Raw genomic sequence first — 25,499 nt, 5'->3', positions numbered from 1 at the left:
AGCAGTTGTCTTGACACAAGGTTAGGCTTTCCCCATGACGCTGGAGCAATCGTCCGTGCGCCCACCTGCACAGACCCGCGGTGCCGGGCCTGCCGGACAACGCCGCCGCTCACGGCGGGAGGAGATCCTCGAGATCGCCGTCGGGCTCTTCGCGACCCGCGGTTATCACGGCGTGTCGATGGACGACATCGGCGCGGCGGCCGGCGTGACCGGCCCGGCCCTCTACCACCACTTCGCCGGCAAGGAGGCGATGCTGGCGGCCGCGCTCATCCCGGTCAGCGAGCAGCTGCTCGACGGTGGGCAGAAGCGCATCGCCGACTCGTCCGACGACCCGGCCGCCGCGCTCGCCACGCTGGTCGACTTCCACGTCGAGTTCGCCCTCGCCAACCCGGCGGTCATCGCGCTGCACCTGCACGAGCTCGACCGGCTGCCCGAGGAGCCCCGCCGGCAGATCCGGCGCCTGCAGCGGCTCTATGTCGAGGAGTGGGTCAGCACGCTCACCGCGCTGCGCGGCGAGCTCAACGCCGGGGAGGCCCGCGTCCTCGCCCACGCCGCCTTCGGTCTGATGAACTCCACGCCGTTCCTCGGCGGCGAGGTCGACCGGACCCGCCGCGCCGAGCTGTTGCGCGCCGCGACACTCTCCGCGCTGCAAGGGTGACCCTCCGAGGGTTATCCACAGGCCAGTCACGTGTTAACCCACAGAGTTATCCACAGGAGCGGTTCGCATGCTGAGTTCGCTGCTCGTCGCCAACCGCGGAGAGATCGCTCGCCGGATCATCCGTACCGCGCGCAGGCTGCGGATCCACACCGTCGCCGTGCACTCCGAGGCCGACGCCGGGCTGCCCTTCGTCAGTGAGGCCGACGAGGCGGTGCTGATCGGCCCGGCCAACCCGGCCCAGTCGTACCGCAACACCGAAGCGATCCTGGCCGCGGCGAAGTCGACCGGCGTGGAGGCGATCCACCCCGGCTACGGCTTCCTGTCGGAGAACGCGGCCTTCGCCGCCACCGTCACCGAGCACGGCCTGATCTGGGTCGGTCCCGGGCCGGAGGCGATCGCCGCGATGGGCGACAAGATCAACGCCAGGAACCTCATGGCCGCCGCCGGCGTGCCGGTCGCGCCGGGCAGCACCGACCCCGCCACCACCGTCGAGGACGCCGTCGCCGCCGCGGCCTCGATCGGCTTCCCCGTGATGGTGAAGGCCGCCGCGGGTGGCGGTGGTATGGGCATGGCGGTCGCCGCCGACGAGGCCGCCCTGGTCGTGGAGTACGAGAAGGTCCGCGGCTTCGCCGAGCGGATGTTCGGCGACGGCTCGGTGCTGATCGAACGCTACTTCCCCCGCGTCCGCCACGTCGAGGTGCAGATCCTCGGCCTCGCCGACGGCCGGGTCGTCGCCCTCGGCGAGCGCGAGTGCTCGGTGCAGCGGCGCAACCAGAAGCTCGTCGAGGAGACCCCGTCGCCGGCCCTCGACCCGCGGCAGCGCGCCGACCTGCTCGCCGCCGCCGTCCGGGCGGGCGAGGCGGTCGGCTACCGCAACGCCGGCACCGTCGAGTGCCTGTTCGACCCGACCTCCGGGCAGTTCTTCTTCCTGGAGATGAACACGCGCCTGCAGGTCGAGCACCCGGTCACCGAGGCCGTGTTCGGCATCGACCTGGTCGAGGAGCAGCTGCGGGTCGCGTCCGGCCTAGCGCCGACCTTCGACCCCGCCGCGCTGCGCGTCACCGGCCACGCCGTCGAGGTCCGGGTCAACGCCGAGGACCCGAAGCGCTTCCTGCCCGGCCCCGGCGCGATCACGACCTGGGTCGAGCCGACCGGCGACGGGGTGCGCGTCGACGCCGGGTATGGGCCGGGCAACGTCGTCACGCCCAACTACGACTCGCTGATGGCGAAGCTCGTCGTGCACGGCACCGACCGGGCCGACGCGCTGGCGAAGCTGCGCGCCGCGGTCGCCGGATTCGAGGTCGTGGGGCCGAAGGTCAACCTGCCGTTCTTCGCCGAGCTGCTCGACAACGCCGAGTTCCTCTCCGGCGACTACGACACCGGCATCGTGAGCCGGATGCGCCCAGGAGGTGCGCGGTGAGCTTCATTTCCATCCGTGAGGTCGGACCCCGCGACGGTCTGCAGAACGAGGACCCCGTTCCCGCCGCCGCCAAGGTACGGCTGCTCGACGCGCTCTCCGCGACCGGTGTCGGCCGGATCGAGGCGGTGTCGTTCGTCCACCCAAGGGCGATCCCGCAGATGGCCGACGCCGACGAGGTGTGGGCCGCCGCGGTCAAGAACCCCGCGGTGCACTACTCGGCGCTGGTGCCCAACTCGCGGGGCGCCGAGCGAGCGCTCAAGGCCGGCTTCGGCGAGATCGAGGTCGTCGTGTCGGCGTCCGAGACGCACAACCAGCGCAACGTGAACCGGTCGACGGGCGAGTCGCTCGACGACATCGCCGCGCTGATCGCGCTGCTGCACGGCGCCGGCGCCACCGCCGAGGTGATCATCTCCACCAGCTTCGGCTGCCCGTTCGAGGGCGACATCGACCCGGCGCGGGTGGCCGGCATCGTCGACCGGGTGGTCGCCGACGGCGCGGACCGTGTCGCGTTCGGCGACACGACCGGCATGGCCACCCCCCGCCGCGTGCAGGACGTCGTCGGCCTCGTCCGCGACCGCCACCCCGACCTGCCGCTGCTGCTGCACTTCCACAACACCCGCGGCGCCGCCCTCGCGAACATCCTCACCGCGATGCAGCTGGGCATCACCGAGTTCGACGCGAGCGTCGGCGGGCTCGGCGGCTGCCCGTATGCGCCGGGAGCCACCGGCAACGTCGCCACCGAGGAGGTCGTGCACCTGCTGCACGACATGGGCCACGACACCGGCATCGACCTCAAGGCGATGATCGAGGCGGCGGCGATGGCGCAGGAGATCGTCGGGCGGGAGCTGCCATCGGGCGTGCTCAAGGCCGGTCCGCGAATCCCTTTCTGACGCCTGCTGTCCCACTTGTGCCCGATTCGCCGGGATAGTGGCGTGTCCCCGGCCGGGGCGATTCGTTGCTCAGTACGGAAACAGTCAGATGTCGGGCGACCCGCCCGGCACCGAGCCCGTACTGAGAGGCAGCCATGGCCCGGTCAAGGAGCGAGCGCAACCCGCGCACGGCCCCCTGTGCCCGGTCTGCTGCCCGTTTCGCCGTCAAGGGTCTGGTCGTCGCCGGTTTCGCCGGCGTGGCCTGGCTGCTGTCGGCGTCGGCGGCGCACGCCTCGGAGTCGTCGGGCTCGGACGGTTTCGCGTCCGGGACCTCCCTGATCGCGCCGGTGACCAACCTGGTCACCGGGGGCGGCGGGACAGGACTCGACCTGCTCGACCTCGGCGCCGGCGGCAGCCGTCACGGCGCTGATGGTCACGCCTCTTCCAGTGGCCACACCTTCGGTCACATCGGGTCCACCGGTGTGCCTTCCAGGGTGTCCTCCGGCGCGCCTTCCGGGGTGTCGCCGCGCGAGTCGAGGGGTGACCTGCTCACCGGGACGGTGCTGACCGTCCTGCGACCGGTGACGGGCACGGTCCTGGCCACGACCGACGGGGTCACGGACAAGGCGGCCGGCAAAGCCGCCACTTCGGCGTCCACCAAGATGCCCCGCTTGACGACGGTGAACGCGTCGAGCGCCACGAACTCACGAACCAAGAGGCCGGCAAAAGCCGGCATCACGATCGCCCGCAAGACGCAGACGCAGGAGCCGGCCGTCCAGGCCGAGCCGGTCGGCGTCGGGTCACCCGGCGACGTCGTAGCCGCGGCGACCGGCACCTCCCGTGCCGGCGTCGACTCGACACGCGTCGTCGTCTCCCGTGCCATGGGTCAGCTCGACCGGCTCGACGCCGGCGACGCCACGCACGAGAAGCCGGTCGCGGACCGGACCGAAGCGCAGGGCACGCGCCACGTGCCGCTGCTGCCCCGCCCGGCGCCCGTTCCGGCGCCGGCGGCCGGCATCACCTCGGGAGTTCCGGGCACCGGCTCGGGCCTCAACCACGACGGTGGCGCCGCCGCCACGCTGCCCGCCGCTCCGGCCGGCACGAAGGTCGTCACCTTCAGGCTGGATGCGGTCGAAGACGCCGAGCTGCGGCTGCTCGCAGCCGAGAAGCCGACAGTCTCACCCGACTGAGGCCGGCCGGCCAGCCGACGCGAAGCGAAGCGGGCCGAGCCGGAGCCAGCCAGGGTCCCCTGGGGCCAGCATCGATCCGCATCGACCACATCGCGGCATCTCGCAACACCGAACACGCACCATCCGGGCGCACGTCGACAGGGCGGAGCCGGGCAGAGCCTGCCCGCACGCAGGTTTCGCGGCTCCGATCCGCGCCCACGCAAGCAGCACTGAACAGAAACACCTACCGAAGGGTCTCACTTTCACCATGAAGACGTGGGTTCGTAAGTCGCTCAACGTGGGCGTGCTTTCCGCGGGCTTCCTGCTCATCTCGGGCGGGGCCGCGCACGCCGACTGGACGACTGGCTACAACGCCGGCCTGCTGAACGGCAATCAGTTCGACACCACCCTCCAGCTGCCGGTCAACGTCTGCGGCAACTCGATCGCGGTGCTCGGCTTCGCCGACGCGTCCTGCGGTGGCGGCGCCGCGGCGGTCGACACCGAGAGCGCCACCACCGAGGACTGGACGACCGGCTACAACGCGGGCGTCGCCAACGGCAACCAGCTCGACACCACCCTCCAGGTGCCGGTCAACGTCAGCGGCAACGCCGTCAGCGTCCTGGGCTTCTCGAGCGCGTCCAGCCAGGGCGGCGCGTACGCCGTCAAGGGCGGCATGGCCTCCGACAACGGTCGGGGTCACGGGCACGGCCACGGCCGGGGTCACGGGCACGGCGGCGGCAACGGTGGCGGCAACGGTGGCTACACCGGGAACAACAACGGTGGCTACGCCGCCGACGCCGACGACTACACCGAGAGCACCGGCAACCGCACCGAGGACTGGACCTCGGGCTACAACGCCGGTCTGCTCAACGGCAACCAGTTCGACACCACGCTGCAGCTGCCGGTCAACCTGAGCGGCAACGCGATCAGCCTGTTCGGCTTCTCCAGCGCGCAGAGCGCCGGCGGTGCCTGGGCGGTCAAGGGTGAGAGCGCCTCCACCGAGAGCGCGACCACCGAGGACTGGACCACGGGCTACAACGCGGGCCTGCTCAACGGCAACCAGTTCGACACCACGGTCCAGGCGCCGATCAACGTCTGCGGCAACGCGATCGCGGTGCTCGGCTTCTCCAGCGCCTCCTGCGGCGGCGGCGCGGTCGCCGTCGACGGCGACGGCTGGGGCGGCGGCAACGGCGGTGGCAACGGCCACGGGCACGGCCACGGCCACGGTCACGGCGGCGACAACGGCGACTGGGACGACGACAACGGCAACGGTGGCGGCAACGGCGGCTACGGTGACGACGACGCCGACAACGACGGCGGCTACGGCAACGGTGGCAGCAACGGCAACCCCGGCGCGTACGGCAACGCCGCGGGCAACGCCAGCAACATGAGCTCGCACGGCGCCTCCGCGTCGCACGGCAAGGCGAAGACCAAGAAGGTCGCCAGCGAGCACAGCCGTGGCAACGGCGCCGGCACCGGCACCGCGAACGACGGCGGCTACGGCAACGGTGGCGGCAACGGCAACAACAACGGCGGTTACGGCAACGGCCAGAACAACGGCGGTTACGGCAACGGCAACGGCAACGGTGGCTACGGCAACGGCGCCGGCAACGGCGACGACGACCGGGGTCACGGCCGTGGCCACGGGCACCACGGGCGCGGCAACGGCGGCGGCTGGAGCAACGGTGGCGGCGCGACCGCCGTCAAGAACTCGTGCAGCGACTGGACCACGGGCTACAACGCCGGTCTGCTGAACGGCAACCAGTTCGACACCACGCTGCAGGTGCCGGTCAACATCAGCGGCAACGCGATCAGCCTGTTCGGCTTCTCGCAGGCGTCCAGCCAGGGCGGCGCGGTCGCGTACTCCTGCTGACACCGGTACCGGGGTCCCTCTGATCCGCAGGGGGACCCGGGTCCCGCCGGGTGCACACCGACCCGTGCCCGACGAGCCATTGGTACTTGACCTCCGCTTCGGCTAACCTGAACGATCGTTAGACATAACGATCGTTCAGGTTGCTGACGCGGAGGTCGCGCCATGTTGGAGGAGCTTCGGAAGCGTGTCGAGGCCGGCGGTGCCGAGAAGTACCACGCGGCCAACGCTGCCCGGGGCAAGCTCTTCGCCCGTGAGCGGATTGCCCTGCTCGTCGACGAAGGAACCTTCGTCGAGGACGGGATGTTCGCCAACGTGCTGGCCGAAGGCCTGCCGGCCGATGGCGTCATCACCGGCACCGCGACCGTCGACGGCCGCCCGGTCTGCCTGATGGCCAACGACTCCACGGTCAAGGCCGGCTCCTGGGGCGCCCGCACCGTCGAGAAGATCATCCGGATCATCGAGAAGGCCTACGACACCGGCGTCCCCATGGTGTACCTGGTGGACTCCGCCGGCGCCCGCATCACCGACCAGGTCGAGCTCTTCCCCGGCCGGCGGGGCGCCGGGCGCATCTTCCACACGCAGGTCCGCGCCAGCGGCAGCATCCCGCAGGCCTGCGCCCTGTTCGGCCCGTCGGCCGCCGGCGGCGCCTACATCCCCGCCTTCTGCGACGTCGTCGCGATGGTCGAGGGCAACGCGTCGATGTACCTGGGATCCGACCGGATGGTCGAGATGGTCACCGGCGAGAAGACCACCCTCGAGGCGATGGGCGGCGCGCGGGTGCACTGCGCGGAGTCCGGCGTCGGGCACTTCCTGTGCAAGACCGAGGCCGAGGCGATCGAGACGGTCCGGCGCTACCTGTCCTACCTGCCGTCCAACTGGACGCAGCCGGCGCCGGTCGCCGCGGCGGCTGCCGCCACCGGCCTGCCGGAGATCCCCGCCAGCGAGCGGCAGGCCTTCGACATGCGCAAGTTCGTGCGCGGTCTCGTCGACGAGGGCTCGTTCTTCGAGATCCAGGCGCTGTGGGCGCGGGAGCTCACCGTCGGCTTCGCCCGCATCGACGGCCGGCCCGTCGGCGTCGTCGCCAACAACTCGCTGTTCAAGGGCGGCGTGCTCTTCGTCGACTCCGCCGACAAGGCGACCCGGTTCGTGCAGCTCTGCGACGCGTTCAACGTGCCGCTGCTCTTCCTCGCCGACGTGCCCGGCTTCATGGTCGGCTCGGCCGTGGAGAAGCAGGGCATCATCCGGCACGGCGCCAAGATGATCACCGCGATCTCCGAGGCGACCGTGCCCAAGCTCTGCGTCGTGGTCCGCAAGGCGTATGGCGCCGGCCTCTACGCCATGGCCGGCCCGGGGTTCGAGCCCGACGCCACCATCGCCCTGCCCACCGCCAAGATCGCCGTGATGGGGGCGGAGGCCGCCGTCAACGCGGTCTACGCCAACAAGATCGCCGCGCTGCCCGACGACGAGGCGCGCGCCGCGTTCGTCGCCTCGGCCCGGGCCGAGTACGAGCGCGACATCGACATCATGCGCCTGGCCAGCGAGCTGGTCGTCGACACGGTCGTCGAGCCGGGCGCGCTGCGCGACGAGGTGGCCCGCCGGTTCGCCGCCGCCACCGGGAAAGACCGTCAATTCTCGCGCCGCCGTCACGGCGTCACGCCCGTCTGAGAGGTACCCGTCATGGTCGACTTCACCCTCGGCGAGGAGCTCGAGGCCCTCCGTCAGAGCGTTCGCGAGTTCGCCAACGACGTCGTGGCACCGGTCATCGGCGACTACTACGAGCGGCACGCGTTCCCGTACGACATCGTGCGCCAGATGGGCAAGATGGGCCTCTTCGGCCTGCCCTTCCCGGAGCAGCACGGCGGCATGGGCGGCGACTACTTCGCCCTCTGCGTCGCCCTGGAGGAGCTGGCGCGCGTCGACTCCTCCGTCGCGGTCACCCTGGAGGCCGGCATCTCCCTCGGTGCCATGCCGATCTACCGCTTCGGCACCGACGAGCAGCGGGCCCAGTGGCTGCCGCGGCTCGTCACCGGCGAGGCGCTGGCCGCCTTCGGCCTCACCGAGCCGGGCGCCGGCTCCGACGCGGGCGGCACCCAGACCCGCGCGGTGCTGGACGAGGCCACCGGCGAATGGGTGATCAACGGCTCCAAGGCCTTCATCACCAACTCCGGCACCGACATCACCGCCCTGGTCACCGTCACGGCCGTCACCGGGGTCAACCCGGACGGCTCCAAGGAGCTCTCCTCGATCATCGTGCCGAGCGGCACGCCCGGCTTCACGGTCCAGCCCGGCTACTCCAAGGTCGGCTGGTGCGCCTCCGACACGCACGAGCTGAGCTTCTCCGACTGCCGGGTGCCGGCCGCCAACCTGCTCGGGCAGCGTGGCCGCGGGTATGCGCAGTTCCTGCAGATCCTCGACGAGGGGCGGGTCGCGTTCGCGGCGCTCGGCGTCGGGCTCGCCCAGGGCTGCGTCGACGAGTCGGTGGCCTACGCCAAGCAGCGCCGGGCGTTCGGCAAGGCGATCGGTGAGTACCAGGCGATCCAGTTCAAGCTCGCCGACATGGAGGCCCGCGCGCACACCGCCCGGCTGGCCTACTACGACGCGGCGTCCCGGCTGGTGAACGGCCGGGAGTTCAAGCGCCAGGCCGCCATCGCGAAGCTGCAGGCCAGCGACGCCGCGGTCACCAACGCCCGCGAGGCGACCCAGGTGCACGGCGGCTACGGCTTCATGAACGAGACGCCGGTGGCCCGCATGTGGCGCGACGCGAAAATCCTGGAGATCGGTGAGGGCACGTCGGAGGTACAGCGGATGATCATCTCGCGGTCGTTGGGTCTCTAACAAGACGGAGGATTTCGCCGCGCTCCACTGCCGTGCTTGCATACTGCGATGTTCGCGAAACTGGGCACGCTCATGGACCGCTACCGGTGGCCTGTCATCGGGGTGTGGCTGGCTGTGACCGTGGCCGGTGCCGTCTTCGGTGGCGCGCTGTTCGACCGGCTCGCCACCACGACCACCAACCGGGCCGACAGCGAGTCGGCGATCGCGCAGCAGCGCATCGACGAGCTGGCGCCCGAAGGGTCGATGGTCATCGCCGTCATCGAGGGCAAGGACGTCTACGACCCGGGGCTCAACGCGAGCGTCACCAAGGCCAGCCAGGAGATCAAGGCGATGGCCGGGGTGAAGGAGGTCAACGACCTCTACAACGGCCCCGGCGGGCAGATCGGCGCCGACAACATGAGCTCGACGGTGCGGGTCGAGCTCGACCCGAAGCTCGGTGAGGCCGCCCGCGAGAAGCTCGAGGACAAGGTCAAGGCGCGCCTGAAGCTGATCGAGGCGCCGAAGGTGACGGTCGGCGGGACGAAGATCGCGGAGCGGGCGTTCGGCGAGCAGTCGGTGCGGGACCTCGCGATCGGGGAGAGCATCGCGCTGGTCGCGCTGCTCGTCGTGCTGGTGCTGATCTTCGGCGGGGTGGTCGCCGCCGGGCTGCCGCTCGCGGTCGCGGTCGTCGGGGTCACGGGGTCGCTGCTGCTGCTGTTGGTGCTCAGCTTCGCGACGAAGGTGAGCGAATACTCCCTGAACGTCGTGACGCTGCTCGGGATCGGGCTCGCCGTCGACTACTCGCTGCTCATCGTCGCCCGGTTCCGGGAGGAGCGGCTCACGCACGAGCCGGCCGAGGCGCTCGTCGAGGCGGTCGCGCGGTCCGGCCGGGCGGTCGCGATCTCTGGCGTCGCGGTCGCGGCGACCCTCGCGGGGCTGACTGTGTTCGCCGAGCCGCTGCTCGCCGCGGTCGCGCTCGGCGGGGCCGCCGTCGTCGTGCTGGCGACGGTCGCGGCGCTGACGCTGGTGCCGGCGCTGCTCTCGCTCGCGAAGGACAGGATCCCGGCGGCCGGCGAGGGCCGGTTCACCTTCAAGACCGACCTGCTCGCGAAGCTGGCCACCAAGGCGCAGCAGTCGCCGTCGGCGGTCGCGGTCGGCGTGACCGTGGGCCTGCTGGTGCTGGCGGCGCCGCTGCTCGGGGCGAACTTCGCCAACTCCGACGCGCGGGCACTGCCGCACAGCAACGAGGCGCGGCAGGCGTACGACGCGCTGCAGAAGAAGTTCAACGACGAGCACCCGGAAGACGTGGTCGTGCTGCTGGAGGCCGGTCCCGAGCGCGCCGACGTCCGCATGTTCATGAACCAGGTCAGCAAGGACCTCTCCGGCCAGGTGTTCCGCCAGGAGGTGCGCCCCGACGTGCCCAAGGGCTGGACGGTCCTCGACCTGACCCCGAAGGGCGAGGTCGGCGGGCAGGAGGGCCTCGACCTGGTGCGCAAGGTGCGGGCCATGCCCACGCCGTTCCCGAAGTGGGTCACCGGCCCGAGCGCCGAGGTCGTCGACTACCAGGACTCCCTCGCCCGCCGGCTGCCGATCGCGGCGCTCATCGTGCTGATCGTGACCGTCGCGGTGCTGTTCATGCTCACCGGCTCGGTCGTCATCCCGCTCAAGGCCGTCCTGATGAACCTGCTGACCCTGATCGCCACGCTCGGCGTCCTGGTCGTGGTGTTCCAGTGGGGCTGGGGGCAGATCCCGCTCTTCTTCGATTCCTGGGGCGGCATCGACCTGACGACGCCGGTGCTGCTGTTCGTGTTCATCTTCGGCCTGTCGATGGACTACGAGGTCTTCCTCCTGGCGCGGATCAAGGAGGAGTACGACCGGCGCCCCGACACCAACCGGGCGGTCCTGCGCGGCATCACGAAGTCCGGCCCGGTCGTCACGGCGGCCGCGATCTGCATCGTCATCGTGTTCCTCGGCTTCGCGGTCGGCGGGCTGGTCGCGGTGAAGGAGATCGGCGTCGGCATGACGGTCGCCGTGGTCATCGACGTCACGGTGGTGCGGGGGCTGCTGCTGCCGGCGCTCATGACGATGCTCGACAGCTGGAACTGGTGGGCGCCGAGCTTCCTCAAGCAGCTGGGCAGGCGCAAGCCGGCGGCGGCCGGAAAGCCGGTCGCGGAGGATGAGACCGTCGAGGTGCCCGCCCTTGGCAACAACCGCGCCACCGACAGGTAACGCATCGATAACCGTCGTAGTTCCGACGCCTGGCTACTTCCAGACGGCTCCGATAAGTACCCTTCCACAACATGTCTCCAGTTGCGGATCATGATCCGCGGGGCGCCGGGGCAGGGTTCGCCGCCGCGTTGCGGACCCGCCGCCTGGCCCGGGGACTGACCCAGGACGAGCTGGCCACACGGGCCGGCCTCGGCGTGCGCACGCTGCGTGAGCTGGAGCGGGGCAGGGTCGCGCGGCCACAGCGGGGCACCCTCGCGCTGCTCGCCGACGCCCTCGACCTCGTCGGCACCGACCGTGAGGACTTCCTCACCGGCACCGTCACCGCCGCCCCGGCGACCCTGCCGCTGCCGACCGCGCCGGCGCTGATCGGCCGCGACGCCGACGTTGCCGAGCTGCTCGACCTGCTGGCGCACGCCGACCTGGTCGCGCTCGTCGGCCTCGCGGGCGTCGGCAAGACCGGGCTCGCCCACGCCGTCGCGCACGCGACCAGCGGCACCGCGGTCTCCGTGACGATCACCGACGTGTCCCAGCCGACCGACGTGTTCGCCGCGGTCGCCGCCGTCTTCGGGGTCGCCCGCGCCGAGGAGCTGCCCGACCGGCCGGCGCTGCTGGTCCTCGACGGGATCGACCGCTCGCACCGCAGCGCGGTCAAGGCGATCGGCTGGCTGCGGGCCCGGGTGCCGTCGGTGAAGATCCTCGCGACCAGCCGGCGCCCGCTCGCTGGCGCGGTCCCCGGCGCCGTCGACTGGCAGGTCGAGCCGCTGGAGCTGCCGCCGTCCGCGCCGGGCTCCGCGGCCGACGCGCGTCGCGTGCCGGCGGTCGCGCTGTTCCTCGACCGGCTCCGGCAGGTGCGGCGCGAGCCGGTGCCCGACGCGGAGATCCCGGCGGTCGCCGAGCTGGTCCGGCGCCTCGACGGGCTGCCGCTCGCGATCGAGCTCGCCGCCGCCCGCGGGCGGGTCCTCGAGCTGCCGGAGTTGCTGTCCCGCTACGGCAATCGCGTCCTCGACCTCGCCGCCACCGACCCCGCCGGGCAGCGGCTCCGCGACGCCGTCGCCGCGAGCTACCACCTGCTGGACGAGCCGGAGCAGGCCGCGCTGCGCCGGCTGGCGATGTTTCGGGGACGGTGGTCGCTGGAGCTGGCCGAGGCGCTGCTCGGGTTCAACGCCGAGGCGGTGCTCGACCGGCTCGTCGGGCTCGGCCTCGTCAGCGTCCGCGGCCCCGGCGACCTGCGCTTCCGCCTCCTCGACGTGGTCCGCGACTTCGCCACCGAGCGCTGCGTCGAGCACCTCGAGCTGCGCGCCCTGCGCATCCGGCACGCCGAGGTCATCACCCGGCTCGCCGTCCGGCTGGCGGCCGACCTCGTCGGGCCGGCCAGCGGCGCCGCCGTGTCGCGCCTGGACTACCTCAACAGCGACATCCGGACGGCGCTGCGGTACGCCGCCGTCCGCGAACCCGTGATCGCGCTGCGCCTCGCCGGGGCGATCCCGCGCTGGTGCCGATTGCGGGGCCGGGACGTCGAGGCGCACAGGCTGCTGCGGCGGCTGCTCGACGACCCGCGCACTGCCGGCTGCGACCCGCTGATCCGGGCGACCGCGCAGGTCGCGGCGGGGATGCTCGCGATGGCGCACGGGCGGGGCTTCGCCGAGCTCTGGCCGACCGAGGCGGCGCTCGAGGTGCTCGTCGCGCACGGGGACGCGGCGGGGGAGTTCGCCGCCCGCGGGGTCCTCTCCGGGGTCTGGCAGGCGGTCGGCGGCGCCGACGAGTCCCGCCGGCACGCCGAGGCGATGCTCGGGCTGGCGATCCGGACCGGCCGGATCCGCGAGATCGCCGTCTCGCAGAACAACCTGGCGTGGCACGACATCCGTACCGGTGACCTGGCCACCGCGGCCCGCCGGCTGGCCGGCGCCGGGCGGCGCGCCGCCGAGGCCGGTGACGCCCGCGTCCAGGCCCTCACCCAGGCCAACCTGGCGGAGGTCGCGCGCCTGGACCGCCGCTTCGACGAGGCCGTCGACCTGGCCCGCCGGGCGGCGTTCGCGTCCGCGGAGGTCGGCGACCCCACCCACCACGTCCGGGCGCTCGGCACGCTCGGGCAGGCGCTCGCCGAGTCGGGGCGCCCGCAGGAGGCGGCGGACGTCCTCGTCGAGCTGGCCGAGCTGCCCGGGAGCGCCGGGTTCACGGCGATGATCGGGGGCTATCTCGCGCTGGCGCGGGGAGACCGGCCGGCGGCGGCGGTCGCGTTCGAATCCGCGGCGAACCTGCTCGCCGGTCGCGATGACATCCGCGATGTGCTGGAGGCGCTCGTCGCACTGGCCGCCTGCGCCGCGCCGGACGACCGGGAGCGGGTGCTGGGCGAGCTGGCCGGGATCCGCGCGCGGGGCGGGCTGGCGCTGCTGCCGCGGGAGCGGGCGCTGCTGGAGTCGCCCGAGCAGTAGGGCACGGACGAAGACCCCCCGGGCGCGTGTTGCCTTCCCACCTGCTTCGTCCGTGCCGGTCCCCCTGGGGTGTTTCTTCCCCGGGCGGACACTAACGAAGTCGATGGCCCGGAATGCGGCTTTGCGGGGGTTTCACGACCTCGGGGCGGCGGAAGCTGCCGGTGATCCTGCCGGTCGCTTTCTTCCGTTCACGCGGCGCGGTGTCCGGTCGCCCGGCTGGTGTCTCGCCGTGCCGGTTCACGCGGCGCGGTGTGCTTCGTCGCGCCGGGCGGCTTCTACGCGGCGCGGTGTGCCTCGGTCGTGCCGGGCGGTTTTTACGCGGCGCGGTGTGCCTCGGTCGTGCCGGGCGGTTTTTACGCGGCGCGGTGTGTTTCGGTCGTGCGGCTCGGGTCCGCGACGCCGGAGGTGGCGCCGGGGCGGACGGCGTCACGGATCGTGCGGAGACCGCTGAGCAGCGTCTTCAGGTGCTCAGGCGACAGCCGGCCGGTGAACCACTCGTCGATCAGCGCGAGGTGGTCCGGCAGGACCTCGTGCATCTTGGCCACGCCGGCGGGCGTCACGACGGTGAACGAGCCGCGCCGGTCGGTCGGGCAGGCGCGGCGGGTCGCCAGGCCGTCGCGCTCCAGGCGGTCGACGACCCGGGTCACGCCGCTGGTCGACAGGCCGGTCTGCGCCGCGAGGTCGGTCATCCGAAGCTCGCCGCCCGGCGACCGGGCGAGCCTGACCAGCACCTCGAAGTCGACGTTGCCGAGGCCGTGCTCGGCCAGCTGGACGTTGAGACGCGCGGTCACACCGGTGAAGGCCTCGACGAACAGGCCCATGGCGGTGATTCGCGGATCTTCAAGCATCTCGTCGGTCACAGTGGCAGTCTATCAGAAGAGCTTGACAAACGAGACTCTGCCGTGAGTATATTTGCTTCAGCAAACTTCTCCACCACAGCTCATCTGGAGGGCATCATGACCGCACCGGTCGGCACCCGCGAGTACAACGGCGTCACGATCCCGACGCCGGGCAAGTTCGACATCGACCCGGCGCACACGCGGGTCAGCTTCGTCGCCAAGCACCTCATGGTGAGCAAGGTCCGCGGCGGCTTCACCAAGGCGACGGGCACCATCGTCATCGCCGAGGACCCGCTGGAGTCGCACGTCGAGGTCGAGATCGACGCCGCCAGCATCGACACCGGCGTGGCCGACCGGGACGGTCACCTTCGCAGCGCCGACTTCCTCGACGTCGAGAAGTGGCCGGCGCTGACCTTCAAGAGCACCCGCGTGACCGGCTTCTCCGGCGGTGAGTTCAAGCTGGTCGGCGACCTGACGATCCGCGACGTCACGCGCCAGGTCGAGCTCGACGTCGAGTTCGAGGGCCACGCGAAGAGCCCGTGGGGCCAGGAGGTCATCGGGTTCAGCGCGACCACCGAGATCGACCGCGAGGACTTCGGCATCACCTGGAACCAGGCGCTGGAGACCGGCGGCGTCCTCGTCGGCAAGAAGGTCAAGATTGAGATCGGTGCCGAGGGCGTGCGCCAGGGCTGAGCCTGAATTACGGCTCTTTGCTCCTTAAGCCGGAGTTTGACCATGCTGCAGAGGGTGGGCGAAATATCCCACCCTCCGCAAGGTTTCGATCACCGTAGGCTGAGGTTGCGCCCGTTTTGTCCCTAGCGGTACATCCAGACCACTCCTAACGTGGAGGGTCCACGGGGTCGGCCGGGGAGTTGGGGAACGGAATGGGGCAAGACGTCATACGGGGTGCGTTCACACGGGAGGATCGTGCCCGATATCGGTATAAAGTCCGCCGATGTCTAGACGTCTTCGCGCTGATGCTCAACGACTTCCGGTTCGATTCAGACCGGCCGATGACGGGGCTCGAGATCGAGCTCAACCTCATCGATCCCGAGGCGCAGCCCGCGATGCGCAACGCCGAGGTGCTCGCCGACCTGGCGGACCCGTCGTTTCAGACCGAGCTCGGGCAGTTCAACCTCGAGATCAACGTGGCGCCCAGGGTCATCGAGGGCGACGGCCTCGACGTGTACGAGCGGGAGGTCCTCGCCAGCCTCGTCCACGCCGACGAGCGCGCCCGCAAGTCGGACGCCCAGCTGGTGCTCATCGGGATCCTCCCGACGCTGCGCCCCGAGCACACGGTGCTGGCCAACCTGTCCAACAACCCGCGCTACCAGCTGCTCAACGAGCAGATCATCAACGCGCGCGGCGAGGACATCGCCCTGGACATCCGCGGGCAGGAGCGGCTCGAGGCGGAGTCCGACTCGATCGCCGCCGAGTCCGCGTGCACCAGCGTCCAGTTTCACCTGCAGGTCGCCCCCGAAGACTTCGCCATGCACTGGAACGCGTCCCAGGCGATCGCCGGGATCCAGGTCGCGGTCGGGGCCAACTCGCCGTACCTCTTCGGCAAGCGCCTGTGGGCGGAGACCCGCATCGCGCTGTTCGAGCAGGCCACCGACACCCGCCCGGAAGAGTTGAAGGCCCAGGGCGTCCGGCCGCGGGTCTGGTTCGGCGAGCGCTGGATCACGTCGATCTTCGACCTCTTCGAGGAGAACGTCCGCTACTTCCCGCCGCTGCTGCCCATCACCGACGACGAGGACCCCGTCGCCGTCATCGAGGCCGGCGGCGTGCCCAACCTGGGCGAGCTGCGCCTGCACAACGGCACGATCTACCGCTGGAACCGGCCGGTGTACGACATCATGAACGGCCGCCCGCACCTGCGCGTCGAGAACCGCGTCCTGCCCGCCGGCCCCACCGTCGTCGACCAGGTCGCCAACGCCGCGTTCTACTTCGGCCTGGTCGGCGAGCTCGTCCAGCAGGACCGTCCGATCTGGACGCAGATGACGTTCTCCGCCGCCGAGGAGAACTTCCACACCGCCGCCCGCGAGGGCCTCGACGCCCGCCTCTGGTGGCCCGACCGCGGCGAGGTGCAGGTCGCCGAGCTGGTCCTGGACGAGCTGCTGCCGCTGGCCTCGGCGGGCCTGGACCGCTTCGGCGTCCGCCCGGCCACCCGCGACCGCCTGCTCGGCGTCATCGAGGGCCGCTGCCGCACCGGCCGCAACGGCGCCGCCTGGCAGACCGAGACCGTCAACGATCTCCAGTCCAGACACCACCTCGACCGCCCTGCCGCCCTCCGCGCCATGCTCCAGCGGTACAGCGTCGGCCTGCACGCCAACGAACCCGTCCACACCTGGCCCATCTGACCCACCCGCCGATCCGCACCTCTCCGCCCTGCCGTTGGGGGAGCGGCCTCGTCCTGCCTTTCGGGTCGTTGGACGGTTGGCGCCGTCCGCATCATGCGTGACCAGGCACGGCGATCGTCCGGTGTGCGGACCGCCTCGGGTGTTGAGCTTCCCGCTGCTCTGGTCGTGTGGTGGGCGTGGCCGGACCGGCGGGGTTACTCGGCGGACTTGCCGCGGCCGCGGCCTCGGGTGCGGCCCGGGGCGGGTTTGGGCGGCTCCGGGGTCGCCGGGGCGGTGTCGGTGGGCCACAGGGGCTCGACGGAGCCGCGGGCCGGGGCCGGCTTCTTGGGTGCGGGGTCGGTGTCGTCGGAGACGGTGTCCTCGGCGTACGCGCGGTTGGCGGACTCGGAGGCGTAGGTGCGGCCCGAGGACTCGCCGCCGTAGGCGCGGGACGGGGCGTAGGCGTCGGACTCGAGGTCCTTGGCCGAGTCCAGGTCGGCGGCCTTGGTGGCCGTGGCCTTGGTGACGGCGGCCTTGCCGGTGGACGTCGGGGACTTGGGAGCGGCGGCCGGGGATTTGCCGCCCGCGCCGATCGTGACCGGCTCGGGGGTGCGGTCAGGGGCGGCGGTCCAGGGGTCGTCGGCGTCCTGCGGCTCGCCCCGCTCGGTGCGGCGGCGGGCCTCCGCGGCGTCGGCGTCGGCCAGGGCCTGGGTCCAGTCGGAGATGTCGGAGGCGGCCCGGGCCTCGCGCTCCGCGGCGGCGGCCTGGCGGGCGGCGCGGGCCTGGGCGCGGGAGCCGCGGGGGCCGATGGCGGAGACGATGACGGAGCCCGCGAGGCCGGCGAGGACCGCATACGGGGCGATGACGAACGCCGACAGCTGCGGGTCGCGCTCGCCGACGGCGGGAGCGGCCAGGAAGTAGGCGAGGGCGACCAGGAGCGGGCCGGCCGCGCCGGAGACCGCGACGCCGACGCGGTTGTCGCCGCGGCGGCTGGCGGGCCAGGCGGCGAGGGCACCGATGACCAGCGCTATGGCGAGCATGAGGAGCGCCCCGGGCAGGTTCACCATGTTGCGGATCCAGGTGGCGTCGGTGAACTGCCAGGTGCCGAGCTGGGCGGCGGTGGCGAGGTTGCCGTCGGCGCGGACCACGTCGACGACCGCGACGACCGCGAGGACCCACAGCCAGGCCGAGGAGGCGATGACGTTGGAAGCGATCGCGCGGGCGGCCAGGGCGCCGACCGCGATCAGCAGGCCGACGATGATGCCGGCGATCGCATAGCCGCCGGCGGTGAAGTAGGGCGCGACGTTGTCGGGGCGGGGCGTGCGCGACGGCACGGCGACCAGCGGCACGACGATGAGGGCGCCGACCGCCGCGGACAGCGCGATCACGATCCGCCAGGCGGCGGTCAGTGCGTGTGCCCCGGGGGTCGAGGCGTTGCCCGCGATCGGGGTGTCGGCGGGGCTGAGCCGGTCCGCGCACAGGGCGCCGATGACCGTCGAGGACGCCGCGAGCCAGGCCACCCAGGCCAGGCTGCTGACCCAGATGGTCGCGCTGTTGCCGGCCGGCTGCCAGGAGATGATGCCCAGGCCATAGCCAAGACCGAGCTGCGCGGCACCCGCGCCCGCCGCGACACCGATCGCGGTGAATATTGAGGTTGCCCAGCTTCGTGCCGCCATGCCGCGCAGCGTACGCCCAGCCGTCCACCCGGGCGAGTCGATGTCAGCGGAACGTCAGGCCGTGCAGACGGCGGTCGCGGAGGGTGGGCCTGAGGTGGGCAACCTGTCCACTGGCAGGCGATATGTCGGACAAGGTGGTGAACTGGAACCTATGTCAGACGAGCCGGACGCCACCGCCCCGTTCGATCGATTGCCGCCGTCGGACGGGGGACCGACGCCGCCACGAGCGGAAGACCCCGACGCGACCCGGATCGGTCCGGGCGGCCAGGACCCGGACGCGACCCGGATCGGCCCGCCGAGCAGCAGGCCCACGGATTCGGACGCGACCAGGATCGGCGGCGGCAAGTCGCCGCTGCGCCCCGACGACAGCGGCGCCACCAGGATCGGCGGTCCGCTCGGCAGCGACGAGCCGCCGCGGTGGTCCGCCCGCGCCAACGTCCCCCAGCCGGGTGACCCGTCGCTCCGCCCGGCCGCCGCGCCGGAGGAGTGGATCGAGGAGGAGGATCCGTACCAGGGACGCTCCTGGTTCACCCCGGTGATCATCGGCGTCGTCGCGCTGGTCCTCGTCGGCGCGCTGAGCTTCGGCCTGTACCTCATCTATCAGGCCACCGCGGACGGTGACAACGCACCGTCCGACCAGCTGCCGGTGCCGACGGTGGCCGGCAGCAGCGTCGTACCGTCGCCGACACCGCAGCCGACGACCGCCGCCCCGACGTCGGAGGCGCCCACGGCGACCACCGCGGCCGCGCCGACCAGCGTCACGATCCCGCCGCTGACGGGCAACACCCTCGCCCAGGCGACGATCAAGCTGCAGCAGCTCGGGCTCGAGGTGAAGGTCGTCCGTCGCGCCGACGACTCCGTGCAGCCCGGCGAGGTCGCGGGGACGGATCCGGGCGCGGGCGAGATCGTGGCACCGGGCGAGACCATCACCCTCTTCGTGGCGACGGAGCCGACGAAGGCACCGTCGAGCAGGTCCCCGTCAGCGGTACCCAGTTAGGCGCCAGCGCTTCGCGATCGCCGGCTCCTGCACCGACGTCGGCCCTATGCGGATGCGGAGACGGGCACCCGGCTGCCGGTCCGGGCGGTGCGGGTGACGAAGCCGGGCTGCAGGCCCTGGAGCTGCACGAAGATGGATCGGCGCTCGACGGCGTCGCCGGTGGCGTTGAGCTGGTAGCCGTCCAGCCACGCCCACCCGTCATAGGTCTGCCAGTCGTGCACCCGGATCACCCGGAACAGCATCGGCTGCACGAACTGCACGCTCGCGGCCTTGGTCACACGCAGCACGTCACCAGTCTTCGGTAACACAGGTAAGACTCCCGTCATCTGCCGGCAGGGGGGAAGATCGGTCACGGGCCCCCGTAACCGCCGATCGGCTCGATCGTTTGTCGCTGCGTCCGCAGTGGTGTCCCGGTCGTCCTTGAGTCTCGTTGACGCGAAGATGAACAGACCGTGACCACCGCCACACCCACAGATTGCCCGAGGTCGGTGATCAATGCAACTTGCAGTGAGAAATTTCCATCTCACGCATGAGAGCGTCGCTCCCGAGTGGCGGGACACCCGGGAGGTGGCGAGAATGTCGTGCCGATCCGGGTTGCGGACCTTCGTCAGGTTGCGCTGATCTATACGTATCGGAAATTCCGTGGGCCGGCGCGGAGGTGCAAGCGTGGCAAGTCGACGAGGCAGCCCGACGCTGCGACGCAGACAGCTCGGTATGGAGTTGCGCCGCCTTCGCGAGGCGGCACACGTCACCATCGATCATGTCGCCGAGCGACTGGAATGTTCCGGATCCAAGATCTCGCGGATCGAAACGGGACAGACCGGCGTCACCCCGCGCGACGTAAGGGACATGCTGGACATCTACGGTGTCGAGCCACAATACGCCGAGCAGTTGCTGAAATTCGCCAGGGAGGCACGCCAGAAGGGTTGGTGGCAGCTCTACGGTGACGTGCTCACCGGGGCCTACGTAGGCCTCGAAGCGGCCGCCGATCACATTCGTTCATATGAGGCGCTCGTCGTCCCCGGACTGCTGCAGACCGAGGAATACGCGCAGGCCATGATCCACGCGGCCCGTCCGGACATCAGTGTCACGGAGGTCGAGAAACGTGTGCGTGTCCGAATGAGCCGCCAATCGTTGGTCACCCAGGATGACCCGATAGATCTCTGGGTGGTGCTGGACGAGGCAGTGCTGCGCCGCCCGGTCGGCGGAAGAGCGGTCATGCGCCGTCAGCTCGAGCACCTGGGCACGGCAGCGGGATGGCCGAACGTGACCCTCCAGATCCTGCCCTTCTCCGCCGGTGCTCATGCCGGGATGGACGGGACATTCACGATGTTGCTGTACGACGAGTCCGCAGGGCAAAACTTCGTGTTCGCCTCGAACGCGGCCGGCGGTCTCTTTCTCGAGAAGGACGACGAACTGCAGCGCTACGGATTCATCTTTGACTACTTGCGCGCCAACGCACTCCGTCCGGACGAGTCAGTATCGATGATCGTGAAGCTGGCAAAGGAGTCGTAGTGAACATTGAGGCCAAGGGCTTCAGCGTGAATCTTGAGGGTGCCCGCTGGCGCAAGAGCACTCGCAGCGGTCCGTACTCGGACAACTGCGTCGAGGTCGCGTTCGTCGGCGGGGCTGTCGCGTTGCGCGACTCGAAGGACAAGGCCGGACCGGTGCTGCTGTTCACCCCCGAGGAGTGGGTGGCCTTCGTCGGCGGGACCAAGGACGGGGAGTTCGATCTCTCGTAGGCGAAACGCCAGGTCAAAATCGACCGGCCCGGCCCGCGACGGTGGTATCGCCGTTGCGGACCGGGCCGGTCATCGTTGTATTCAATGAGCGCTCAGGAACTTCACGCCAGATCCGAACACCCGAGTCAGATAAGGCTTGTATCCGATGAACAATGGCCCCGACAACTTCGGCAACGGTTCGTCGAAGACCGACGACCGTTTCTCCGGGCAGCTCGGTAGCTACCGCCCGGGCGGCCGCCGGGACGTCATCGGCGACGGGCCGATCGACGAACTGTCGCCGCGCAACGGTTCGCCGCTGGACCGCGCCTCGTCGCCGTTGGACCGTGCCTCGTCACCACTGGACCGTGCGTCCCTGCCGCTGGACAACTCGCCGATCGCCGCATCGCTGACGCCGCCGAAGCTGCCCGAGTCGTCCCTGGTGGCGGACCTCAGCCCGCTGACCGAGCCGATGTTCGGCCGCGGCGGCGTGCTGCAGGACTCCTGGCTCGACGGCCCCAGCCAGTCGATGGCCGACCACCCGCTGCTGCGGGGGCTCCTGCTGGAGCTGCCGCCGAAGGGCACGGTGCCGCAGCAGGAGTGGCTGGACCGCTGGTTCGAGGCGGCCCGCTCGATCCTGGAGCTCATCTACTCGCAAGAGGCCCGAGGCCTGAAGTAGCTCGCCGGTCGACAGGTCGAATCCCATGCCGTAGAAAGCAGGGAGGCTCGACCTGGGGAGGTCGGACGGGCTCCGGTGCGCGCGAGCGCGCCGGACCCGTCGATAAGTTGAACCCATGAGTTATCCCAAGATCGAGCTGCACGTGCACCTCGAAGGGGCGATCCCGCCCGCGACGCTGCTGGAGATCGCCCGGCGCAACGACCTGCCGCTGCCGGTCGACACCGTCGAGGGTGTGCTGGGGCTGTATGAGTTCACCGACTTCAAGAAGTTCGTCGAGGTCTGGATCCTCACCACGAACTGCCTGCGCACCGCGGACGACTTCCGGCAGATCGTGGTCGACTACGCCGGCGTGGCCGCGTCGCACGGTGCCGTGTACCTGGAGGCGATCTTCTCTCCCGGGGAGCGGGCCCAGCGCGGTGTGGCCTGGGAGGACCTGTACGAGGGCTACACCGACGGCATCGTCGAGGCGCGGGAGCGGCACGGCGTGATCGTCCGGCTGACCCCGGACCTCTACCGAGGCATGCCGGTCGACGTGGCGGAGGACGTCGCCCGGTGGAGCGTGCGCTACGCGGACCGGGGCATCGTCGGCCTCGGCCTCGGCGGCAACGAGCAGGCGGGCCCCGCGACGACCTACGCGAAGGCGTTCGAGCTGGCCCGCGACGGCGGACTGGCGATCGTGCCGCACGCCGGCGAGTCGGCCGGCGCCGAGTCGGTCCGCGAGATCCTGACCCTCGCACCCGACCGGCTGCGGCACGGCATCCGTGCCGTCGACGATGCCGGTGTACTGGCAGAGATCGTCGATCGGGGGCTGGTGCTGGACGTCTGCCCGACCTCGAACGTGCGGACCCGGTCAGTAGAGTCGCTCGCGTCGCACCCGTTGCCGGCCCTGCTGGCGGCGGGGGTGCCCTGCACGGTCAACACCGACGACCCGGCGATGTTCAACACCGATCTGGCTCAAGAGCACCGCGTCGCTGCCGATCTCGGTCTCAGTGCGAAGGACGCCTACCTGGCCGGCGTCGCGGGCGCTGCCTGCGACGACGACACTCACGTACTGCTGAAGAGCAAGATCAGTGATATCGGCTGAATGTCCGATTGGTGCGCTACGTTCGGCCCGGGTCGGGTGTCGCAAAGTTGATGGTCGATCTTGAAATGTCCGCTTAGCTTTGGGCGGGTTCGCTGGTAGGAACGGGGAGGCAAGGGTGAGTGACGTGTCTGATTTGATGTTCGCATTGATGAGTGGCGGCGGCCTCCTGGCCCTCAGCATCGGTGCATTCGGCGTGCTTGACGCCTTCCACAAGCGCGGGATCGGCGAGAAGCGCGTGGACTGGCTGATCGGCCTCTACGCGTTCGGCGTCGTCATGAACATCGTCGCTTACGTGTTGCTCGACCGCTGGTACATCGCGGCGCCGCTGGCACTCATGCTGGTGCCGGCCGAGCGCGCGCTGGAGAAGCGTGGCACCTTCAAGCGCCGCACCGTCAAGGTCGACGCGATCACCGGTCGCTGAGCACGGACAAACACTGACGCCGGTTCCCGAGGGGGCCGGCGTCATGCTGTGCTTCCGGACGGGCTACCCGCCCGGCTTCAGACCGCAAACGTGCTCAGCGGCTCCGTGGCCGGCGCCGGCGGCGTGGCCCGCCACAGGCGGGTCTTCTGCGCGCCGAGCCGGGCCAGGTAGGCCGGGTTGAGCAGCACGTAGCGGCGCCAGAGCCGCTTGGGCTCCAGGCCGAGCCGCCACAGCCACTCCAGGGCGTACTTCTGCATCCACGCGGGCGGGTTCTTCAGCCCGCCGGCGTGATAGTCGAATGCCGCGCCCACCGCCAGCATCGGCGCGTCCACCAGGTGGCGCATGCCGTAGACGAAGATCTCCTGGCGGGGGCAGCCGAGGCCGACCATCACCACGCGCGCGCCGGACGCCTTGATCCGCGCCGCGATCTCCTCGGGCTCACCCGGCTGCGCCGAGCGGAACTTCGACGCCTCCATGCCGGCGATCTTGAGCGCCGGGAACCGCTCGTGCAGCTTGCTGATCAGAAGTTCGAGCGTCTGCTCGGTCGAGCCGTACAGGTACACCGGCAGACCCTGCTCCGCGCTGGCCCGCAGGACCCGCAGCGTGAGCTCCGGGCCATAGACCCGGTCGGCGAGCCGCGCGCGGTGCAGCAGGTTGAGCGCCCAGCGCACAGGCTGACCGTCGGGCGTCACGAGGTCGAACGCGTTGAGCCTGGCGCCGTGCGCCTTGTCCTGCACGCCGGTCATCACACCGTGCACGGCGAGCGCCGTCACCGCGAGCGGCCGGCCCTCCCGGGCGGCGCTCATGACCTTCTCGACGGCGCTGTCGTAGTCGACGGCGCTGACCTGCACGCCGAGGACGTTCTGCTTCCCCTGGTCGATCAAGTCAGGCCGCCGGGGTCCACTTGCCGACGTTGGCCTCGTAGATCTCCTGACAGATCATCGGCACGTCGTACACCTGCTTCCAGTCTGGGTAGTCCAGCTGGAAGCGCTCGTTGGACCCGATCCACCACTGGTGGTCGCCGACCCGGTTGGCCTCGTGGTATTCGGTGACCATCTCGTTGCCGGTGATCCGCTGCGCGAGCGCGAACACCTCCAGGTGCGAGGTGTTGGAGTGCCGTCCGCCACCGAGGTTGTAGACCGCGGCGCTGCGCGGCGCCCGGAAGAAGGCCTCGAACGCGGCGACCACGTCGTGCGAGTGGATCGCGTCGCGGACCATCTTGCCCTTGTACCCGAAGATCTTGTACGTGCGGCGCTCCATCGCGCACCGCATCACGTACCCGAGGAAGCCGTGCAGCTCGGTGGCCGAGTGCGCCGGCCCGGTCAGCGTCCCACCCCGGAAGCACGCGGTCTTCATGTCGAAGTAGCGCCCGTACTCCTGCACCATCACGTCGGCGGCGACCTTCGAGGCCCCGAAGACGGAATGCAGACAGGCGTCGATCGACATGTCCTCCTTGATGCCGTTCTCGTACGGGTGACCCGCCTCGATCTCCCACCGCGTCTCCTGCTCGACCAGCGGCAGGCTGTTGGGCCGGTCGCCATACACCTTGTTGGTCGAACAGTGGATGAACGGCGCCTCGATGCAGTGCTCCCGCACGTTCTGCAGCATGTTGAGCGTGCCGCCGGCGTTCACGTCGAAGTCCGTGAACGGGTCTCGCACCGCCCAGTCGTGACTCGGCTGCGCCGCGGTGTGCACGACCAGCGCCACGTCCTTGCCGTAGCGCCTGAAGATGGCAGCCAACGCGTCCCGGTCCCGGATGTCCACGTCATGGTGCGTGTATGCGTCCCCGAGGTCGCTCGTCAGCCCCACCACGTTCCACGCGGTCGAGGCCTCCGCCCCGAAGAACTGCTTCCGCATGTCGTTGTCGATGCCGACGACATCCAGCCCCAACGAGGCAAAGTGTCGGACAGCCTCGGACCCGATCAACCCGGCAGACCCGGTGACGATGACGACGCTCACGAGCAGAACTCCTTGCCACTCCAGCAGGACCGGCCGAGCATACCCCGCACGCGAGAGTCGCTATTTTGACGCACGACCAAGACAAAGTCCGACCACCCGCCGCTCTTGAGGGGGCGTGGGTGGAGCGCAGCTCCCCCAATGGGGAGCGAGGCGTCAGCCTCGCGCGAGGGAGGACGCAACGAAAAAGTGAGCGCACTCCGCGAACAGAGTGCGCTCACCGTTGTGTGGGGAAGGGGGGAGTTGAACCCCCACGCCCTTTCGGGCACACGGACCTGAACCGTGCGCGTCTGCCATTCCGCCACTTCCCCTGGCAGTGCCCCAGC

General features: G+C 70.7%; 22 protein-coding genes and 1 tRNA gene. 17 read left to right on the top strand and 6 right to left on the bottom strand.

What is annotated here, in order from left to right:
* Positions 1 to 34: 34 nt before the first annotated feature.
* The 9 genes from ABD332_RS39345 (at position 35) to ABD332_RS39305 (ending at position 13,464) form a co-directional block, all read left to right on the top strand.
* Positions 35 to 658 carry a TetR/AcrR family transcriptional regulator gene (locus tag ABD332_RS39345; protein ID WP_344508443.1) on the top strand — a complete coding sequence of 208 codons (624 nt, stop codon included), beginning with the start codon at positions 35 to 37 and terminating at the stop codon, positions 656 to 658.
* A gap of 67 nt (positions 659 to 725) precedes the next feature.
* Positions 726 to 2,078, top strand: coding sequence for an acetyl-CoA carboxylase biotin carboxylase subunit (locus ABD332_RS39340; protein WP_344508442.1), 1,353 nt, complete (start codon positions 726 to 728; stop codon positions 2,076 to 2,078).
* Positions 2,075 to 2,968, top strand: a complete 894-nt coding sequence (locus tag ABD332_RS39335; protein ID WP_344508440.1) for a hydroxymethylglutaryl-CoA lyase — start codon at positions 2,075 to 2,077, stop codon at positions 2,966 to 2,968. Before ABD332_RS39340 ends, ABD332_RS39335 begins: the two co-directional genes overlap by 4 nt.
* Before the next feature lie 134 nt (positions 2,969 to 3,102).
* Complete coding sequence (locus tag ABD332_RS39330) at positions 3,103 to 4,137, top strand: hypothetical protein (protein ID WP_344508439.1); 1,035 nt, start codon at positions 3,103 to 3,105, stop codon at positions 4,135 to 4,137.
* Positions 4,138 to 4,384: 247 nt separating this feature from the next.
* On the top strand, positions 4,385 to 5,989 hold the full coding sequence (locus ABD332_RS39325) for a chaplin family protein (protein ID WP_344508437.1): 1,605 nt from the start codon (positions 4,385 to 4,387) through the stop codon (positions 5,987 to 5,989).
* A gap of 162 nt (positions 5,990 to 6,151) precedes the next feature.
* A complete protein-coding gene (locus ABD332_RS39320; protein ID WP_344508435.1) occupies positions 6,152 to 7,654 on the top strand; it encodes an acyl-CoA carboxylase subunit beta in 1,503 nt (500 codons plus the stop codon).
* A 12-nt stretch (positions 7,655 to 7,666) separates the two neighbouring features.
* On the top strand, positions 7,667 to 8,824 hold the full coding sequence (locus ABD332_RS39315; protein WP_344508433.1) for an acyl-CoA dehydrogenase family protein: 1,158 nt from the start codon (positions 7,667 to 7,669) through the stop codon (positions 8,822 to 8,824).
* Positions 8,825 to 8,872: 48 nt separating this feature from the next.
* Positions 8,873 to 11,032 (top strand): MMPL family transporter, encoded by a 2,160-nt coding sequence (locus ABD332_RS39310; RefSeq protein ID WP_344508431.1) that lies wholly within the window; start codon positions 8,873 to 8,875, stop codon positions 11,030 to 11,032.
* Between the two features lie 71 nt (positions 11,033 to 11,103).
* Positions 11,104 to 13,464: an ATP-binding protein gene (locus ABD332_RS39305; protein ID WP_344508429.1), complete on the top strand. Its 2,361-nt coding sequence runs from the start codon at positions 11,104 to 11,106 to the stop codon at positions 13,462 to 13,464.
* Positions 13,465 to 13,817: 353 nt separating this feature from the next.
* Here ABD332_RS39305 and ABD332_RS39300 read toward each other — a convergent pair whose 3' ends face one another.
* Positions 13,818 to 14,324, bottom strand: coding sequence for a MarR family winged helix-turn-helix transcriptional regulator (locus ABD332_RS39300; protein WP_425552362.1), 507 nt, complete (start codon positions 14,322 to 14,324; stop codon positions 13,818 to 13,820).
* Between the two features lie 96 nt (positions 14,325 to 14,420).
* On the opposite strand from ABD332_RS39300, the gene ABD332_RS39295 reads away from it, so the two are divergent.
* Together ABD332_RS39295 and ABD332_RS39290 are read left to right on the top strand one after the other, a co-directional pair.
* Complete coding sequence (locus ABD332_RS39295) at positions 14,421 to 14,996, top strand: YceI family protein (RefSeq protein WP_344508427.1); 576 nt, start codon at positions 14,421 to 14,423, stop codon at positions 14,994 to 14,996.
* A 191-nt stretch (positions 14,997 to 15,187) separates the two neighbouring features.
* Positions 15,188 to 16,663, top strand: coding sequence for a glutamate-cysteine ligase family protein (locus tag ABD332_RS39290; protein WP_344508425.1), 1,476 nt, complete (start codon positions 15,188 to 15,190; stop codon positions 16,661 to 16,663).
* A gap of 194 nt (positions 16,664 to 16,857) precedes the next feature.
* Here the strand turns inward: ABD332_RS39290 and ABD332_RS39285 are convergent, their stop codons facing one another.
* The gene (locus ABD332_RS39285) at positions 16,858 to 18,318 is read right to left on the bottom strand and encodes a hypothetical protein (protein WP_344508423.1); all 1,461 of its coding nucleotides are present in this window, start codon (positions 18,316 to 18,318) and stop codon (positions 16,858 to 16,860) included.
* Between the two features lie 151 nt (positions 18,319 to 18,469).
* Between ABD332_RS39285 and ABD332_RS39280 the strand changes: the two genes are divergently transcribed.
* Entirely contained in the window at positions 18,470 to 19,315 is an 846-nt protein-coding gene (locus ABD332_RS39280) for a PASTA domain-containing protein (RefSeq protein ID WP_344508421.1), read from the top strand.
* A 44-nt stretch (positions 19,316 to 19,359) separates the two neighbouring features.
* Here ABD332_RS39280 and ABD332_RS39275 read toward each other — a convergent pair whose 3' ends face one another.
* A complete protein-coding gene (locus ABD332_RS39275; protein ID WP_344508419.1) occupies positions 19,360 to 19,623 on the bottom strand; it encodes a hypothetical protein in 264 nt (87 codons plus the stop codon).
* Positions 19,624 to 20,029: 406 nt separating this feature from the next.
* Here ABD332_RS39275 and ABD332_RS39270 point away from each other — a divergent pair, with 406 nt between their 5' ends.
* From ABD332_RS39270 to ABD332_RS39250, 5 genes are all read left to right on the top strand, one after another.
* Positions 20,030 to 20,830 carry a helix-turn-helix domain-containing protein gene (locus ABD332_RS39270; protein ID WP_425552361.1) on the top strand — a complete coding sequence of 267 codons (801 nt, stop codon included), beginning with the start codon at positions 20,030 to 20,032 and terminating at the stop codon, positions 20,828 to 20,830.
* Positions 20,830 to 21,057, top strand: a complete 228-nt coding sequence (locus tag ABD332_RS39265) for a DUF397 domain-containing protein (RefSeq protein WP_344508415.1) — start codon at positions 20,830 to 20,832, stop codon at positions 21,055 to 21,057. Before ABD332_RS39270 ends, ABD332_RS39265 begins: the two co-directional genes overlap by 1 nt.
* Before the next feature lie 145 nt (positions 21,058 to 21,202).
* Positions 21,203 to 21,712: a hypothetical protein gene (locus ABD332_RS39260; RefSeq protein ID WP_344508413.1), complete on the top strand. Its 510-nt coding sequence runs from the start codon at positions 21,203 to 21,205 to the stop codon at positions 21,710 to 21,712.
* A 115-nt stretch (positions 21,713 to 21,827) separates the two neighbouring features.
* On the top strand, positions 21,828 to 22,796 hold the full coding sequence (add, locus tag ABD332_RS39255) for an adenosine deaminase (protein ID WP_344508411.1): 969 nt from the start codon (positions 21,828 to 21,830) through the stop codon (positions 22,794 to 22,796).
* A gap of 124 nt (positions 22,797 to 22,920) precedes the next feature.
* Positions 22,921 to 23,217 (top strand): hypothetical protein, encoded by a 297-nt coding sequence (locus tag ABD332_RS39250; protein WP_344508409.1) that lies wholly within the window; start codon positions 22,921 to 22,923, stop codon positions 23,215 to 23,217.
* Positions 23,218 to 23,294: 77 nt separating this feature from the next.
* Here the strand turns inward: ABD332_RS39250 and ABD332_RS39245 are convergent, their stop codons facing one another.
* From ABD332_RS39245 to ABD332_RS39235, 3 genes are all read right to left on the bottom strand, one after another.
* Positions 23,295 to 24,101, bottom strand: a complete 807-nt coding sequence (locus ABD332_RS39245) for a WecB/TagA/CpsF family glycosyltransferase (RefSeq protein WP_344508407.1) — start codon at positions 24,099 to 24,101, stop codon at positions 23,295 to 23,297.
* 1 nt (position 24,102) lies between these two features.
* Positions 24,103 to 25,176: an NAD-dependent epimerase/dehydratase family protein gene (locus ABD332_RS39240; RefSeq protein WP_344508405.1), complete on the bottom strand. Its 1,074-nt coding sequence runs from the start codon at positions 25,174 to 25,176 to the stop codon at positions 24,103 to 24,105.
* Positions 25,177 to 25,401: 225 nt separating this feature from the next.
* Positions 25,402 to 25,484, bottom strand: a tRNA-Leu gene (locus tag ABD332_RS39235).
* Positions 25,485 to 25,499 lie beyond the last annotated feature (15 nt).

It is taken from the genome of Dactylosporangium maewongense, assembly GCF_039531485.1.
Lineage (GTDB): Bacteria > Actinomycetota > Actinomycetes > Mycobacteriales > Micromonosporaceae > Dactylosporangium > Dactylosporangium maewongense.
This window is presented reverse-complemented; position numbering and strand designations above follow the sequence as displayed.

Coding starts and splice junctions, on each gene's coding strand:
- ABD332_RS39345 (WP_344508443.1), top strand. CDS start 35: ATGACGCTGGAGCAATCGTCCGTGCGCCCACCTGCACAGACCCGCGGT.
- ABD332_RS39340 (WP_344508442.1), top strand. CDS start 726: ATGCTGAGTTCGCTGCTCGTCGCCAACCGCGGAGAGATCGCTCGCCGG.
- ABD332_RS39330 (WP_344508439.1), top strand. CDS start 3,103: ATGGCCCGGTCAAGGAGCGAGCGCAACCCGCGCACGGCCCCCTGTGCC.
- ABD332_RS39325 (WP_344508437.1), top strand. CDS start 4,385: ATGAAGACGTGGGTTCGTAAGTCGCTCAACGTGGGCGTGCTTTCCGCG.
- ABD332_RS39320 (WP_344508435.1), top strand. CDS start 6,152: ATGTTGGAGGAGCTTCGGAAGCGTGTCGAGGCCGGCGGTGCCGAGAAG.
- ABD332_RS39315 (WP_344508433.1), top strand. CDS start 7,667: ATGGTCGACTTCACCCTCGGCGAGGAGCTCGAGGCCCTCCGTCAGAGC.
- ABD332_RS39310 (WP_344508431.1), top strand. CDS start 8,873: ATGTTCGCGAAACTGGGCACGCTCATGGACCGCTACCGGTGGCCTGTC.
- ABD332_RS39305 (WP_344508429.1), top strand. CDS start 11,104: ATGTCTCCAGTTGCGGATCATGATCCGCGGGGCGCCGGGGCAGGGTTC.
- ABD332_RS39295 (WP_344508427.1), top strand. CDS start 14,421: ATGACCGCACCGGTCGGCACCCGCGAGTACAACGGCGTCACGATCCCG.
- ABD332_RS39290 (WP_344508425.1), top strand. CDS start 15,188: ATGGGGCAAGACGTCATACGGGGTGCGTTCACACGGGAGGATCGTGCC.
- ABD332_RS39285 (WP_344508423.1), bottom strand. CDS start 18,318: ATGGCGGCACGAAGCTGGGCAACCTCAATATTCACCGCGATCGGTGTC.
- ABD332_RS39280 (WP_344508421.1), top strand. CDS start 18,470: ATGTCAGACGAGCCGGACGCCACCGCCCCGTTCGATCGATTGCCGCCG.
- ABD332_RS39270 (WP_425552361.1), top strand. CDS start 20,030: ATGGAGTTGCGCCGCCTTCGCGAGGCGGCACACGTCACCATCGATCAT.
- ABD332_RS39260 (WP_344508413.1), top strand. CDS start 21,203: ATGAACAATGGCCCCGACAACTTCGGCAACGGTTCGTCGAAGACCGAC.
- add (WP_344508411.1), top strand. CDS start 21,828: ATGAGTTATCCCAAGATCGAGCTGCACGTGCACCTCGAAGGGGCGATC.